This window comes from Paenibacillus terreus, from assembly GCF_042138595.1.
Lineage (GTDB): Bacteria > Bacillota > Bacilli > Paenibacillales > Paenibacillaceae > Paenibacillus > Paenibacillus terreus.
The window spans coordinates 1-14967 of the sequence record NZ_JBHIRX010000017.1; the positions used below are offsets into that span (position 1 = coordinate 1).

Below are 14967 nucleotides of genomic sequence, written 5' to 3' on the forward strand. Positions count from 1 at the left end.
AGGTCCGCTCGACTTGCATGTATTAGGCACGCCGCCAGCGTTCGTCCTGAGCCAGGATCAAACTCTCCAATAAAGATGTTACGAAGTAACATCGACCTCACCGGATTTGGGTTCCACTCGGCTGAGTGAATCAAATTCGGTGAGCACTATCGAAAGAGCGATTAAGCTCATTTGAATCTGACGAGATATCATATCTCATTTCGCTCCATCATTTATTCTGTCACAGACACGAACCAAATGACTTCGCGGGTTGGTTTTACGATGTAAAACCTACTCACTCGTTGTTCAGTTTTCAAAGATCAAACTTTATAATCTGTCGTTTTGTGACAGCTATAAGATCATAACATGTCAGCTAGTGAATTGCAAGAACTTTTTTTCAAGAATTTCAATCCATATCATTCTGCATTTCATTTTTGCCAACCGCTGCTTCAATGTCAGCCGTAATAATATATCACAATAAACTTACCTTAATCAAGCTTTTTTATACATTTTCTTTATTGAAAATTATGGAACCTCAACTCCCTTATAAACTTGACTAACATTAAACGCCTTCCAGACCGTCAGGCCAGTGCAGTTCCACTCCGTGCTCTTGAAGCATCCTTTGATATCGATTCAGATGCTCGCAGGATTCCTTTATCTCATAGGGGAATTGTTTGCTGCCTATAGCATATGCCGCTAACAGCGCTGCCGACTCCCCTATATTCCACTCCGTAGGATGGAGTCTGTAGCACCCGTTGGCAATTTGCGTCATACCGATATTTTTGCAGGCAGGGAGCAGGTTTTTAATTCTGACAGGTATCAGCGAACCGAGCGGGATTTCATAAGGGTAACTCGGAATATAAAAGGAGCGCTGGGATACGGTCGTCGGATGAAGATCCAGATGATAGCTGCCCACACCGACACTGTCCTTATATCTTTTGATGCCTGCTTCCCCTCGCAGTTCCTTGCTTACATCATGCTCCGTAACGGTGTACAGCGCTTTGATACGGCGCGACTCGCGGATATAAGGCATTTTGGCCAAGCCATCCTTCGTCCCGAGTGCTCCCTCGCAAAGCCTGACCCCGGGATAACCTGTTCCACCATCCATACGCGGAGCCTCGGTTTGCAGCCAATAAATCAGGGATAGGGTAAGGGAACGTGCGCACTGCAAATGGTAGTCCATTTCTTTTGCAGACACTCCTATAACAGGGCCGAGATAATAATCGTTCTGCGGCCAGTTTAATAAAGTGATCTCTCCATCATAAAGCCGCCCGCACAACAGGGAAGGGTCCAAAATCCTCCGGTAATCCCATAGAGACGCAATGCCGCAGTTATTCGGAAACATGGTGAACTTTTTCATTTTCGTCATATCGTTTGAGTCGGAAGCATACCAACTCAAGATTGGAAATGGGGAGAACTCGGGCTTGTAGCTTTCCCAAAAAGAATAGTTATCCGGACGATCGACCACAAAATTGCCGCCCTCAATATACTCCACTGCAGCGACATGGGTAATGGACTGCATATCCAGCGGATTGGCTTCCGCCAAAGCATGCGGCTCCGCTGTATCCGCAATCGATTCGGCCCCGGTCACGAATTCCGCACCCGCCAGCGGCAGCAAATCCCCGCAATCCGTTGCATCTAGGTAGTAAGCCCCACGGAGGAGGATTTCATCCCCTTTCCGATCACGAACAATAACGGAAGTAACCATGTCTCCACATACTTCTGATCTATGTATTTTGGTATGATAGAGAATCTTTAACCTGCCCGAATGAATATAAGGGGACAGCATATCTTCAAGCACACGCAGGGCGACTCTCGGCTCATGGCAAAGGCGGCTGACCCAGCCGTTGCCCGGATTAAGCACCGGATTTTGGCGCGCTTCTTCCGTTAAAGGGTAATTTACTCGGTAATAATCACGCACCCGGTTGCGGAATTCACGGTAGGATGCTGTACACCCAAAGCTTTCAATCCAGCGATGCTCATCGGGCGGAACCGCCTGGGATGTGAGCTGGCCGCCGATCCAGTCCGTCTCCTCCGTCATGACCACCTTCATGCCTGCTTTAGCTGCTGCCAGAGCTGCTGCGGTTCCGCCCAGACTGCCTCCAACAATAACAATATCCGCTTCATACAACCGCTGGTTCACGGCCCCTCCTCCATTCGATTTTAAAATGATGAATTGTGGAAAGAATCGACTACTTACCGCATGAAACATGCTCTTCTTTATCAAACGCCAATTTGGCTGCTCCCATGAAGCCTGCTCTGTTGCCCAAAGAGGCTTTGCGGATTTTCATTCCCGGATCACAGCCGTTCAGCTCCTCTTCGAGCCATTGCCACCATAGACCAGATGAATCCGCAACGCCTCCCCCAAGGATGACTGCATCCGGATCAAGAGTGCTATAAATGTTAACGATTACAACAGCGAGTTCCTGTAAAAATGCCTTGGTCTCTTTCAAAGCCACAGGATCTCCCTGGTGTGCAGCCGCCAACAATTCAAGACCTGACACATATCGTCCTCCAGACGCTTCACAGGCACGACGGTTCAGCGCGGTCCCGGACACGTACTGCTCGACACAGCCGCGTTTCCCGCAGTTGCATGGCAGCCCGCCAGGCACAAGTATGCTGTGTCCCCATTCTCCCCCGCTCCAGCGTCTTCCCCGACAAAGCTCCCCTTTATTGATGTAGGCACCCCCGACTCCCGTCCCCAGAGTGAGCATAACCAGCTGTTCCCGGAAAGTTCCTGCACCGCACCAGGCTTCCCCTACCAAAGCAGCATTGGCATCGTTATCAGCTGCGGCCTTCAGGCCAAACGACTCCCAAGCCCAATCAAACAGCCGAACCCCCTGCCAGCCTGGCAGATTATCTGTGGCATATACCACCTCACCGGTATCGGAGTTGATCCTGCCCGCCGAAGCAATTCCAAGCCATCGCACCTCCGGCCAGGTATTCAGCAGTGGACGCATTCCCTCCTCCATGCGGTGCAGCAAAGCATCCCGCCCCTGTTCGGCATCCGTTGCAAAAGAGAACTCCTCAAACAAGGTTCCATCCCGCCCGATTACTGCGCCTTTTACGGATGTGCCGCCAATATCAATACCAATGATCTTGTTGGTCATGCCTAATCCACTCCCATGCAGCTGACGGTATGGCTTACACGCATTTTCAAGCAAATCGACCCCTAATTCTGTCAAAATTCAAACGGTTTGCCCAGCGGTATGCTTTGCCGACACAGGATGATAGCTAACGCTCAGTCCAACCTCAAAAGTACGGTTCCAGGGCATGTAACAGTCCATAATTTCGACCCAGCCATCCTCTCCGTTAATCCGTTCCTCAATAGCCTGATTCAGCTTGGTCCGAATCAGAGCTGCGGCCTGCCCGCGCTGCCCATCCAGCATGAATTTACTCAGCCCCATCGACTCAACGATCCCGTTGTTCATCTCCGTGCGAACGAGTGAGCAGTAGCAGACATCCTCCGCATAACGCAGTGCCAGGAAGTTCAAATGTTCCGGGGTGCGGCCATAGTGAAGGAACAGCATGGACTGCGCAATAACCGTTCCCAGCGTGTTCGAGCTGGTGTTCCATCCGGCATAACCTGCCAGGGAGAACAGCATGTTTTTCTGGCGCAGCAGCCGGATCAGCTTCAAGTCGCCCCCATTCGCATATCCGACATCCGCAACCGCCACCGGCTTGCCCTCATGGAAGAGCATGTAAGCACCAAATTCGGTAAGCTCGACAATATTTCTCAGGACATCATATCCGGGCATTGGACGCCCCTGCACAGCCGCTTCAGACATGGTATCCCCCGGCGTGTTCACGAGCAGCACAACATCCGCTTCGGAAGCAGAAGACACGAGCAGCCCACCTGCGGCCAGCACCTGATATTTCAGCGACTCATAAAAATAGCGATCCTCATACAATGGGGTAACAAAAGCCCCCTGCAACGATGACAGCCGCGGATAGATCAGGGGTATCCAGCCTGTATCCCTGTTTACCATTCTGGCAAACAGCGTGCATCCCACTTCATCCGCACCCGGATACATATAAGCGCGAAGCTCCAGCCCCAGTTCGGAAATCCGCTCCCTGATATCCTCCTGATCCCTGGCGGTGTACCCGTATGGAGCGGAGTCATCCTGCGGTATAATCAAAAATTCGATGACTCCCTCCGCAACAAGTTCCAGGGCTGCCCTGTTTAGGGCAGAATTGATTGCCCGCCTTCCAAGGTAATCGTCCAGCACTTCCTTAGGAAGCCGCCGATCAATATTCTCCAGCTCCGCCAGTTCATCTTCAGTTGCTAACCCGAGATCCCTTTTATGGCTAATGAAGCCTTTGCGGAAAATCTCCCGGCCCCAGTCTTCATAATAATCCGGCTCCTCATCGGCCGATGAATACTGCGGACAGCGCATAATTAGCTGAAAAGCGTAAATTCTAAGCTCAGGATGATCCGCTTTCAAACCGCGAAGCCTGGCCAAGCGTTCAAGCAGCTGCTCTTCGTTCATCTCATGGAGACGGGAAGGGACAATGCCTCCATACAGCAGTGTATCCAGAGCCAAAACAGCCCCGTGGGCGCCTTCGGCGGCTTGCTCCAGCCATGCCCACAAACGGTTGGTGTTGCCTGGCGCTTTCTTGTGGCCCATCATATCCAGCGGAGGACGCTCGGGCATATAATCCGTCCCCATAGCCAGCAAAAAAGGAAATTCATAATTGCAGGGCCGCTCATCCAGCGGCATGAATAGAATACGTTTGCCGTTCTCCACGTTTAGTCCGCCCGCCTCTCTACGGTTTGACATCCCTTTTCAGAGCTCAGCCCTTCACTGCACCCGCCAAGCCTTCCATATAATACTTCTGGGTAAAAAGAAAGACGAGAATAATAGGCAGCACCGAAATCATTGTACCGGCGGCAATCCATCCGAAATTATAGGCAAACTGGCCGTTCAGATAGGTCAGTGCAGCCGCGAGCGGGTACAGCTCCGGATCATCCAAAATCACAATTGGCCATATAAAGCTGTTCCAGTAGCCCATCACCTCCAGCAGGGCAATGACGGCGATGGCCGGTTTGACAAGAGGCAGCACAAGCTGCCACCAGATGCGGAATTCGGAGGCCCCGTCCATTTTCCCTGAATCCCTTACATCCGCAGGAATGTTCAAAAAGGTTTGTCTCATCAGAAAAATATTAAAGACAGATACAGCGGACGGAAGAACTACCCCCAAATAAGAATTGCCCAGATGCAGCGCCTGAATGGTCAGATAATGGACAATAATAGCCGTCGAGGCCGGAATAATCATGGTGGCGATCAGCAGACCAAAAACGACATTCCTGCCCCGGAAACGGAATACCGCCAGCGGATACCCCGTCATACAGGCCAAAATGATATTTAAAGCAACGCCAAGGACAGTAATAACGACCGTGTTGTACACATATCTCGGAAAATTCATGAACTGCCATACCTGCACGTAGTTATCGAAATCGATAAAGGTCGGAAAAATGGCAGGCGGGGTGGAAAATACGTTGCGCCCCGGCATCAGAGATACACTTAACAGCCACAGAAAAGGCCCGGTCATGAACAAGGCGAGCAGGATCAGAAGGGCATACATGAGGATCAGGTAAAAGGTTTTTCTGACTTGACGCCTCTTCTTAACAACAGTTCCGGAATAAGACGGCTCACGGGTACGAAGCTTCGGGTTCGTAGTATCCATCAGTAGGGATTGACACCGCCTTTCCTGTTCAGCCGGAACACAATGACGCTCAGAACTGCGAGAACCACACTGACGATCAGGCCAAGCGCTGAAGCGTAGCCGAACTCAAACTGCTGCATTCCTTTTTGAAAAATATACAGGCTCGACGTTAAGGTGGCAGTGCCGGGCCCTCCATTTCCATTGGTCAGGATATACACCTCATCAAACACCCGCAAAGCAGACATCAATGAGATCAAGGTGCAGAACAGAATGTAAGGTCTGAGCAGCGGAATCGTGATCGCCAGGATCAGACGCCACCTGCCTGCTCCATCAACTCGGGCCGCTTCATACAAATCAGCCGGAATGTTCTGCAGCCCTGCCAGATAGAGCATCATATAGTAGCCAAGACCCTTCCACATCGTAATGAACATCATGACATACAGCGCCGTGGAGCTGTTGGACAGCCAGTATATCTGTTCACTGAGGATGCCCGCCCGGGAAAGCAAATAGTTCACCACGCCGTTATTGCCAAGCAGCCAGCTCCAGATCAGTGCCACCGCCACCATCGACGTTACTACAGGAATATAGTAGGCTGTTCTGAAAGCCTTGATGCCCGGAATACGGGTATTGTTCACTAGCACAGCCATCAGGATAGAGAACACCTGAATAAACGGAACGATCAGTACATATACGAGCGAGTTCCACAACGAGATCAAGAAATTACGGTCTGCAAAAGCTTTGCTGAAATTATCCAGCCCGACATATTCCGTCCGCGAAATGACCGAATAATTCGTCAGTGACAAGGGAATCCCGTAAATAATCGGCCAAAATACAAACACGGCCAAAAGGATCAGCCCCGGCGCCATAAACGCCCAGGCCGCAAAGGACTCCGTGCGCAGCCATTTATGCATAACGGTTCACCTCCCGTTTGGCGGATATCATGGACTACTACTGCTGCAAAATCCCGTTCACTTCCTGCTCGACCTCGTTCAGCGTCTTCTGTGCATCCTGACCGTTCAATAGAATATTTTGCAGGCCGCGCGCAATAGCCGAGTTCACATCCTGCGCATTTGGCACACCCACCATATAGTCCGTGGCTTTAGCAAGACTTTGTGCCGATACAACCTTCGCCTGAGCCTCAAGCGAACCGTCCGTCTCGCTGAAGAACGGGTCCTGTATGGAGGCCTTGGTGGACGGAAGCGTATTAGCTGCCTTGGAGAAGGATGTCTGGTTCTCCGCATTGGTCACAAATGCCGCAAATTCCACCGCCTCTTTCGGATGCTCCGACTTTGCAGGCACAACCAGATTCATCGAATTGGAAAGACGCAGATCCCCCTGGCCTGTCGGAAGCGGAACCGCAATCGTATTTTTATACACATCGGGAGCCGCTGTTTTGATGAAATTGATGAACGTCGGCCCGCCCAGCTGGAACGCAGTCTGTTCCCCGGAGTAATATTGAATCTGTTTGGTGAAATTAGCATCTTCCTTAATGATTACCCCTTCATCCATCAGCTTCTTCATGTTATTGATCATAGCCACCGCTTCAGGTGTATTAAAAGCAGCTGCCGTTTTATCCTCCGTCAAAATGGAAACCCCCTCGATCGGGAACAGCTTGGATACAAGCTGTTGGGCATAACCGGCTTTGCCGGTCTTGGCCTTCACCTGGCGCCCCCACTCCGCCAGCTCTTCCCGGGTCGCTGGAGGATTGGACGGATCCAGTCCGGCTTCCTTGGCGATTTTGGTGTTGATGAACAGCACCTCGGTACCCGTGTACCACGGAAGGGCGTACGCTTTGCCATCGATGACTGTGGAATTAAATATACCTTCAAAATAAGCGCCCTTCTGCTCATCGCTTAAATATTCATTCAGATCGACAACTGCTCCCTTGGAGCCCATTTGGCTGGCGAATTCCGTGTTGAGATTAACCACATCCGGGCTGCCGCCGCTGGCAATACTGGTCAACAGCTTGTCGGTTATGGCATCATAAGGGTAATCCTTCCATTCGATTTTGACATTCGGATGATCCTTCTCATACTCGGCGATTAAAGTATTGAAATAATCGTTAAATGTCGGTTGGAGCGCAATCGTCCAAAACTCCAGCGTAATGTGTTCATTCCCCGCCTCATCCGTCGACCCGGATTGTCCCCCGCCGCAGCCAGCGGTTATGATGGACAGCAGCAGAATACAGCAAAATGTCAACAGCAGGCCTTTGTGTTTCTTTGGCACAGCGCAACCCCCTCAGCTTGAATTTTGGATTACAGATCACACAGGTAATAAAATGGGTAAAAAACCTCTTATACCCAAAATTATAACATCGTATTTTTACAAAAAGAATCATTTTCTTTACCTTTGTGTAATAAAACAGCACACACCATAAAACACGCCTCATTTGGCTTTTGTCATGGCTTTTCCCGCCTGGCGGCGGGAGTACCACTGAAAGCCGAATTTCAGGGCGCCGGCCACCACAAAATAAATAAACAATACCCGAAAAAGCTGATATCCGGACACAAACAGCAGGTCCGCCCCCACTTCATGCGCCATAATCCCCATCTGATCCATGCCTCCGGGGGCCATGCTGAGAAAAGCTGTGGCCGGGCTGACGTGGTGAACGGCTTCCAGCCATTTGGCCAGTCCCATCGTTCCGAGGATCAGGATAGAGCCGCCGGTTACGGCCATAATTACCGTTTTGGTTTTGTTTTTCAGATTCTCGGGATGCAGCAGAAGCCCTATATAAGTCCCGATCATAAATTGAGAGGCGTTCAGCAGACCGTCCGGAAGGGCAGGCCCCTTCAAGCCGGCAATCTGAGCGGCGGCCGTTCCGATCAGGGGACCGAGCATAACCGCGGTTGGAAGCCCGATTTTTTTGCTCGCCCAAGCGCAGACGACACAAATGGGCACAAATATAAACACACCCGGAAAGAGTCCGGACCAGGCAGCCGAGGACTGGCGGACAGCTTCCACAGCCGCTGCGGCTTCCGCACCTCCATACACGGGACTGAACAGCAAGAACGGCACGCAAAACGTAATCATGATAAGTCGTGTGACCTGCATGAAAGTAACGATGGTTACATCCACACCTTTGACCTCGTCCGCCAGCACCACCATTTGTGTAAGCCCGCCGGGAATGCTGCCTGTCATCAAGGTCGGAAAGTCAACATCTGTGAGCTTGTAGAACAAGTAGGCGACCAGTACGCAAAATGAGATTAGAATGACCGTCATCAGCAGCATGGACGGAAGCTGATAGGCCGTTTGCACAAGGGTATCCAATGTCAAAGTCAATCCGATAGAATACCCGACGATTCCGATCCCCGTATCCCTGACCGCGGAAGACCACCACAAAGGCAGCTTGAACACCTTAGCTCCAATCAGCGCCGCCGTCATGGGCCCAAGCAGCCAGGGGATCGGGGTATGCAGAATTGTAAAAAGGGAGCCTCCGATCAACGAGACGGCACATGTCAGCAAAAAACGCCCCCATTGGGTCAGCCGGATTGCCTGCAGCCTCAATTGCGCATTCCTTCCGGCATTCCGTTCCGGTTCCCATTCATCTTCATATAAATATTCCTCCTTATTCTGCGGCAGAATGGCCTCTGCCCTTTTCCCACCCGTCTCGTAGAGTTATTTTTATTATACATCACATCTGCAGAGAGACGGGGTTTCAGGAGGATTTTCTTATTGGTACCATTGGCAAGGCAATGGAAAAGGGGCTGCCGTGTAAGCGTTCTTACTTTTGTTCCGGCTCAATTATTGAACCAAGGGCAGGATAGCAAAATAGCATAGCGAATACATGCGGTTAACTGAACTATGGATGTTATAAAGGATCGTGAATTTAAGTTGAGCCATGATGCCAGCATTTCTAATTCCAGTAATGGTTCAGGATTTCGAGCCGATCGTGCACCCCTCGGAATCTAACGGGTGTAGCAGCTGCTATTTTTCGAAAAAAGGACTTTTTCATATTCTAACGGTCGTGATCGACGTTATTTGCCTTAATTCAGGCGAAAATATTCGGATTAAGTGAAATAAGCGCTATGGCAACCGCTATAATTAGAAATCAACGTTCTTGGAACCAATAGCGGTTGTGGCATCCGTTAGAATCGTTTTGTGGTTAGAAGTGTACATTGTCAGATTTGTTGCAATGCTGTTGGTCTATAGCCAAATCAATGAATTAAAGCCTCTCCTGTCCCGCGGGAGGCCGGTTTCATGTTTCATTTTTCATCACACCTTCGAATGAGCCAACAAAAAAATCCCTTGAACACGCGAAGCGTTCAAGGGATACTACCCTGCCAAGTGCCCGGAATTGTTCTGGAGAAGCGGAGCGTTCGCCTTTGTCCCCGGATTTCTACCACTGTCCGCTTTAATCAGGAAATCCGGGGACAACAGCGATCGGAAGGACAATCCGGATACGCTCTTAATAGTAAGGAGCCATAAAGAGGTACACCAGCACCCCGGTAAGGCTGACATACAGCCAGATCGGCATCGTCCACCGCGCGATTTTGCGGTGCTTCTGCACCTGCATGGTCCATCCCCATACTACGGAGAACAGCGCAAGCGGCACGATAACCGCGGCCAGCACACTATGCGTAATCAGGATGAAAAAGTAAATCGGGCGTACAATGCCTTGTCCGCCGAACTTCGCCGTTTCCGGCGAAATGTAGTGAAATGTCAGATAGGTGATCAAGAACAGCAATGTGGAAGCGAATGCCGCCAAAACGAGCGCCTTATGCACCTTCACATTTTTTCTCAGTATGGCAATCAAGGCTCCAAGCAAGAAAATAAAGGTAAAGCTGTTGAATATCGCATTCATTCTCGGCAGCAGGCTCAAATCAAAATGAACCTCTCCCTGATATCCAATCGGCGAGAAGAACAGCAGCAGAATAATAATATTCGCCACAATGGAAACCGTAACAATCAGCCCGGCAAAATTACGGCGGCTGGTTGGGACATACTGCTCGTCCTTGGTCGCTTTGCTCATGTTGGTTTCTCCTTCATCATAAATTATATTGGTTAAACCAGTCGTTTTAACCTGTTGTCCTATAATTCAATTATATTGAACACAATGTTCCTCTGTGAAGTGACAACACTATGAACAATTTCACATCCCCTCTGTTTTCTCCTATTAGGATAACTTCATCTAACTAGAAAATTACATAGCCAAAAAAATAATTTCCGTTTTTATGTAAATTCATGGTTTAACCTCTTCATTTCTCCCTTGCAGCAGAATAGGAAAAAAAGCGCCGGTATTGTCAGCGAGACCGTTTTACAGTCTAATCATACAGAGGAAGTTTTCCGACATATTATGGAGATGGTCAATCAATCTCCCCTAAAGGTCAACGAATTTACCGGACAAAAAAGAACAACAGGATGTGAGACGAATGTCAGCCTTTCACCAAGCAACTTATATCGAGATTACACTGGATCATCAAAAATTCGCGCTGCCTATAGAAGATACCCGCGAAATTCTCCGCATGCAGCCGCTGACAGCCCTGCCCGATGCTTCCTTTGGCACCAAGGGTGTCATTCATTTACGCGGGGAAATCGTGCCGGTTGTCAGCCTGCGCGATCTGTTCGCGCTCGCAGATCAGGAACCTGACGACGCTGCGCGAATCGTAATTGTTCCTTCTTCCGAAGGAATGGTCGGTCTCATTGTGGACGAAGTGGTGGGCGTTGCTTCCTACGGTGAAGTCAAGCCTGTCAAAGCAGGCTGGAACGGTGGAGGTTATTTGAGCAGTCTGGCTCCCACCGAGGAAGAGCTTGTCGGTATTTTAAACCTGGGCGACATATTAAAGGATATACAATTTTAAAAACACTAGGAATTCGGGGGGCAGCAGCGATTGGAGGAAGGTTTGATTCCCTTGAGCGCCTGCAAGCATGGTCAGCCCCGTTCCATCGGCTGCCGCTTGTTCAGCGAGCCCCCGCCCTGATATTCCGTCTCATCCTGTCTGAGCGGCTGCCCGCTCGCCTCCGCCTCATGCAGCCATTCCGCACCGTTATCCTGGGGATGGTAACCGATCAGTTCCTTCAAATATCCGATATCATAGTAATTCTCCTCATTCGCCGAGGTCCCGTATAAGGACAGAAACTTCATATGATCATCCGCCTCAATACAGCACTCCGCCAAATGCACCAGATCACGGCAAGAAATGTAGATGCGCGCCGATCTCTGTGAATGCGGACGGTTGTCGCCTGCGAAATTGCCAATCCGGACATTGAAGGAGGACACCCCGTATTTATCGGCATATAACCGTCCAAGCAGTTCAATATAACACTTGCTAAGGCCGTAAAAACTGTCCGGCCGGTAAGGATCGTCCGGCCCAATCCTTTCACCCCGTTTGTAAAACCCCGTCGCATGATTGGAGCTCGCAAACATAATTCTCCGCACCCCGTTCAGCCGGGCGGCTTCATACAAATGGTAAGCCCCCGTTACATTGACAGGCAGCACTTTGCCGAGAAAATCCTCCTCATCCTTCATCCAGGCACAGTGTACAACGGTATCCACCCCGCGGGTCACTTCCCTCAGGCGTACAACATCCGTTACATCAAGAGCTGTGATGCCTCTGTCCGCATTAGCCTTCAGGTCTGCGGCCACAATGTCGTAGCGCCCATTATCCCTCAATCCGGCAGCGAGACAACCCCCGACCCTGCCGGCCGCTCCCGTGATCAGAACCTTTCGTTTCATACAGGCCATCCTCCCACAATTCAATCTAAATATGTATTAAGAAAAACTCTATCGACGCAAATAGTTTCCCCCTTTCTTCCTTCCGTGAAACGAGGAAATGCCAAAAAGGCGCCGCAAAGGGCGCCCTGATGAAAGCACACTATCATTTTTACAACTGGACCGAAAAAATTTCTTTTGCTACGGGGAGTCGTCACAAGATCTTGGAGAGAAAACTCTTCGTACGTTCATGGGATGGTTGTTCAAAAATCTGTTTTGGAGGTCCTTCCTCGACGACAACTCCGTCTTCCATAAACAGCACCCTGTCGCCCACCTCACGCGCAAATCCCATTTCATGCGTTACGATGACCATCGTCATCCCTTCAGCTGCCAGTTCCTTCATGACCCCCAGCACTTCACCCACCATCTCGGGATCGAGCGCCGAGGTCGGCTCGTCGAACAGCATCACTTTCGGTTCCATGGCCAAAGCCCGCGCAATCGCCACCCGCTGCGACTGTCCTCCCGACAGAGAAGCAGGATAAGCGTCCGCCTTCTCCGCCAGTCCGACCTTCGCGAGCAGCTCCATTCCCTTGGCGCGCGCCTTATCGGGAGACCACCCTCGTACCCGGATCGGGGCGATCATAATATTGTCGATGACCTTCATGTGCGGGAAGAGATTGAACGACTGGAATACCATTCCCATTTCCGCCCGAATTTCCGTAATTTTCGTAGTCTTGTCCATCAGCGATTTGCCTTCAAACAGGATATCCCCCTGATTGGGCTCCTCCAGCAGATTCAGACAGCGCAGAAAGGTGGACTTGCCGGAACCGGACGGACCGATCACAACCACCACCTCGCTGCGGCTGATCTCCGTGCTAATCTCCTTCAGAACGACATGAGAACCGTAGGCTTTCCCCAAGCCCCGGACCTGGATGACCGGCTCCATACTATTTCATTCTCCTTTCCCAATACTGCAGCAGCTTGCTGAGCGAGTATGTCAAAATCAGATAGATAAAAGATGCCGTCAAATAGGGCTCCCACACCCGCAAGTACTGTCCTCTCATATTGTTGCTGTAATACATAAGCTCTGGAGCTGCAATATATGCTACTAGAGATGAGTCTTTAATAAGAACGATAAATTCATTGCCAAATGCCGGGATCATGCGCTTGATGGCCTGAGGCAGCACGATATGTCTCATCGCCTGACGGCGGGTCATACCGAGCGATAATGCCGCTTCGGTCTGGCCTCTTTCGATAGACTGAATTCCCGCTCTGTAGATTTCCGCCGTATAAGCCGCGGAGTTCAGCGTAAGTGCCAGAATAGCAGCAATAATAGGATCGGTGCGGCCGATTAATAACGGAATTAACCCGAAGTGGACCATCAAAACCTGCACCAGCAGCGGAGTGCCCCGGAAAAAGTTGATGTACCCGGCCGCCGGATATCGAACCCAGGCATGCCTGGACATTCTGCCGAACCCGACTGCGAGCCCGAGAATCGCCCCCAGCAGAATCGCGGCCAGAGAAATGCCAATGGTCACGAGCGTTCCTTTTAACAACAGTGGTATGTAATACGCAATAATATCAAACTTGAAATCCATAACGGTCTTCCTCTCCCTGATCCAAAAGTGTTCAGCTTTCGCCTTGATGTAAAGAAAGCATGCGACGGGTTCTCCATGCGCATGCTTTCTTTGCGGGGCTCACCCGCCATTCGAAGGCGGGTTAACTCACAGGCATTACTGCTTCGCCATCTCGGCTTTCAGATTTGTCAGGTCCGGCTCTTCGCCAAACCATTTTTTATAAATTTCTGCATAGGTTCCGTTATCAATGACCGCTTGAATGGCAGGGTCAAGCTTCGCCTTGAGCTCGCTGTTCTTCGGATAAGCGATACCATAGTACTCGGAATCGAAGTTTTCGGGATCCGTAATACCTACCAGCTTGCTGTTCGGGTTGTTTTTGATATATTCCCGTACAATCGCGATATCAGCAACGACGGCATCAACGCCTCCGTTGACCATTTCCTGCAGCGCCAGCGCGTTGCTGTCAAACTTCTTCAGGCTTGTGCTGTTCTGTCCCATGATCTTGGACATCAGGATGTCAGCTGTGGTCCCGTTCTGAACGGCAACAGTCTTATTCTTCAGATCAAGGGCATTTTTAACGTCACTGCCCTCTTTAACCAAAATCATATTGGTAGATTCAAAATAAGGCAGGGAGAAATCATAGGTCTCCTTGCGCTCATCCGTAATGGATACCGAGGAAATGCCAGCCTGATATTCTGTCCCCTGCTTTACGCTCTCAAGCATCGTATCCCAGCCGGTATTGCTGACTTCATACTCCATCCCCGCTTCCTTCATCACCGCGTCGATAAAGTCGATGTCAAAGCCGGTCACTTTGTCCAGATCCATAAATTCCATAGGCGCATAGGATGCGTCTGTTGCAAATTTCACCACACCGTTTGCTGCAGGCGCTTCAGTGCTTCCGGACGCTGCCGGAGCGGGATCTTTGGCAGGCGGAGCTCCACAGGCGGCGAGCAGCACGATAACCAGCGTCAGCATTGCTGACAAGTATACCTTTTTCATTGTTACAACCCCCAATTTTATTCTTTTAATTAATTAAAATTCTATCAAGAAGTTGATTGAAGCTCAATAAATAAATTCGGATATGTCAATATTCTT

13 protein-coding genes and 1 rRNA gene are annotated in these 14967 nt (G+C 50.3%); 1 reads left to right on the plus strand and 13 read right to left on the minus strand.

Going from position 1 to position 14967, the window contains the following annotated elements; all coding sequences use genetic code 11:
* The 9 genes from ACE5KN_RS23945 to ACE5KN_RS23985 form a co-directional block, all read right to left on the minus strand.
* A 16S ribosomal RNA gene (locus tag ACE5KN_RS23945) occupies positions 1–73 on the minus strand; the annotation flags it as partial.
* Positions 74–541: 468 nt separating this feature from the next.
* Entirely contained in the window at positions 542–2122 is a 1581-nt protein-coding gene (locus ACE5KN_RS23950) for an FAD-dependent oxidoreductase (RefSeq protein WP_375525433.1), read from the minus strand.
* A gap of 49 nt (positions 2123–2171) precedes the next feature.
* Positions 2172–3089 carry an ROK family protein gene (locus tag ACE5KN_RS23955; protein ID WP_375525434.1) on the minus strand — a complete coding sequence of 306 codons (918 nt, stop codon included), beginning with the start codon at positions 3087–3089 and terminating at the stop codon, positions 2172–2174.
* 78 nt (positions 3090–3167) lie between these two features.
* Positions 3168–4760, minus strand: a complete 1593-nt coding sequence (locus tag ACE5KN_RS23960) for a DUF4127 family protein (RefSeq protein ID WP_375525435.1) — start codon at positions 4758–4760, stop codon at positions 3168–3170.
* A gap of 13 nt (positions 4761–4773) precedes the next feature.
* The gene (locus ACE5KN_RS23965; RefSeq protein ID WP_375525559.1) at positions 4774–5565 is read right to left on the minus strand and encodes a carbohydrate ABC transporter permease; all 792 of its coding nucleotides are present in this window, start codon (positions 5563–5565) and stop codon (positions 4774–4776) included.
* 101 nt (positions 5566–5666) lie between these two features.
* Complete coding sequence (locus tag ACE5KN_RS23970; RefSeq protein WP_375525436.1) at positions 5667–6557, minus strand: carbohydrate ABC transporter permease; 891 nt, start codon at positions 6555–6557, stop codon at positions 5667–5669.
* A gap of 37 nt (positions 6558–6594) precedes the next feature.
* Entirely contained in the window at positions 6595–7872 is a 1278-nt protein-coding gene (locus ACE5KN_RS23975; RefSeq protein WP_375525437.1) for an ABC transporter substrate-binding protein, read from the minus strand.
* A gap of 159 nt (positions 7873–8031) precedes the next feature.
* Positions 8032–9150 (minus strand): AbrB family protein, encoded by a 1119-nt coding sequence (locus tag ACE5KN_RS23980; protein WP_375525438.1) that lies wholly within the window; start codon positions 9148–9150, stop codon positions 8032–8034.
* Between the two features lie 901 nt (positions 9151–10051).
* Complete coding sequence (locus ACE5KN_RS23985; protein WP_375525439.1) at positions 10052–10615, minus strand: DUF420 domain-containing protein; 564 nt, start codon at positions 10613–10615, stop codon at positions 10052–10054.
* 400 nt (positions 10616–11015) lie between these two features.
* Here ACE5KN_RS23985 and ACE5KN_RS23990 point away from each other — a divergent pair, with 400 nt between their 5' ends.
* Positions 11016–11444: a chemotaxis protein CheW gene (locus ACE5KN_RS23990; protein WP_375525440.1), complete on the plus strand. Its 429-nt coding sequence runs from the start codon at positions 11016–11018 to the stop codon at positions 11442–11444.
* Positions 11445–11515: 71 nt separating this feature from the next.
* Here the strand turns inward: ACE5KN_RS23990 and ACE5KN_RS23995 are convergent, their stop codons facing one another.
* The 4 genes from ACE5KN_RS23995 to ACE5KN_RS24010 all read right to left on the minus strand — a co-directional run bounded on the left by ACE5KN_RS23995 (position 11516) and on the right by ACE5KN_RS24010 (position 14871).
* Positions 11516–12319 (minus strand): NAD-dependent epimerase/dehydratase family protein, encoded by an 804-nt coding sequence (locus tag ACE5KN_RS23995; protein ID WP_375525441.1) that lies wholly within the window; start codon positions 12317–12319, stop codon positions 11516–11518.
* A 190-nt stretch (positions 12320–12509) separates the two neighbouring features.
* Positions 12510–13241, minus strand: coding sequence for an amino acid ABC transporter ATP-binding protein (locus ACE5KN_RS24000; protein WP_375525442.1), 732 nt, complete (start codon positions 13239–13241; stop codon positions 12510–12512).
* A 1-nt stretch (position 13242) separates the two neighbouring features.
* A complete protein-coding gene (locus ACE5KN_RS24005; protein WP_375525443.1) occupies positions 13243–13893 on the minus strand; it encodes an amino acid ABC transporter permease in 651 nt (216 codons plus the stop codon).
* 135 nt (positions 13894–14028) lie between these two features.
* Positions 14029–14871 carry a basic amino acid ABC transporter substrate-binding protein gene (locus tag ACE5KN_RS24010; protein ID WP_375525444.1) on the minus strand — a complete coding sequence of 281 codons (843 nt, stop codon included), beginning with the start codon at positions 14869–14871 and terminating at the stop codon, positions 14029–14031.
* Positions 14872–14967 lie beyond the last annotated feature (96 nt).

Excerpts from the sequence above, each read along its gene's own strand:
- ACE5KN_RS23955 (WP_375525434.1), bottom strand. The coding sequence starts at position 3,089 with ATGACCAACAAGATCATTGGTATTGATATTGGCGGCACATCCGTAAAA.
- ACE5KN_RS23960 (WP_375525435.1), bottom strand. The coding sequence starts at position 4,760 with ATGTCAAACCGTAGAGAGGCGGGCGGACTAAACGTGGAGAACGGCAAA.
- ACE5KN_RS23965 (WP_375525559.1), bottom strand. The coding sequence starts at position 5,565 with ATGTATGCCCTTCTGATCCTGCTCGCCTTGTTCATGACCGGGCCTTTT.
- ACE5KN_RS23970 (WP_375525436.1), bottom strand. The coding sequence starts at position 6,557 with ATGCATAAATGGCTGCGCACGGAGTCCTTTGCGGCCTGGGCGTTTATG.
- ACE5KN_RS23985 (WP_375525439.1), bottom strand. The coding sequence starts at position 10,615 with ATGAGCAAAGCGACCAAGGACGAGCAGTATGTCCCAACCAGCCGCCGT.
- ACE5KN_RS23990 (WP_375525440.1), top strand. The coding sequence starts at position 11,016 with ATGTCAGCCTTTCACCAAGCAACTTATATCGAGATTACACTGGATCAT.
- ACE5KN_RS23995 (WP_375525441.1), bottom strand. The coding sequence starts at position 12,319 with ATGAAACGAAAGGTTCTGATCACGGGAGCGGCCGGCAGGGTCGGGGGT.
- ACE5KN_RS24000 (WP_375525442.1), bottom strand. The coding sequence starts at position 13,241 with ATGGAGCCGGTCATCCAGGTCCGGGGCTTGGGGAAAGCCTACGGTTCT.
- ACE5KN_RS24005 (WP_375525443.1), bottom strand. The coding sequence starts at position 13,893 with ATGGATTTCAAGTTTGATATTATTGCGTATTACATACCACTGTTGTTA.
- ACE5KN_RS24010 (WP_375525444.1), bottom strand. The coding sequence starts at position 14,871 with ATGAAAAAGGTATACTTGTCAGCAATGCTGACGCTGGTTATCGTGCTG.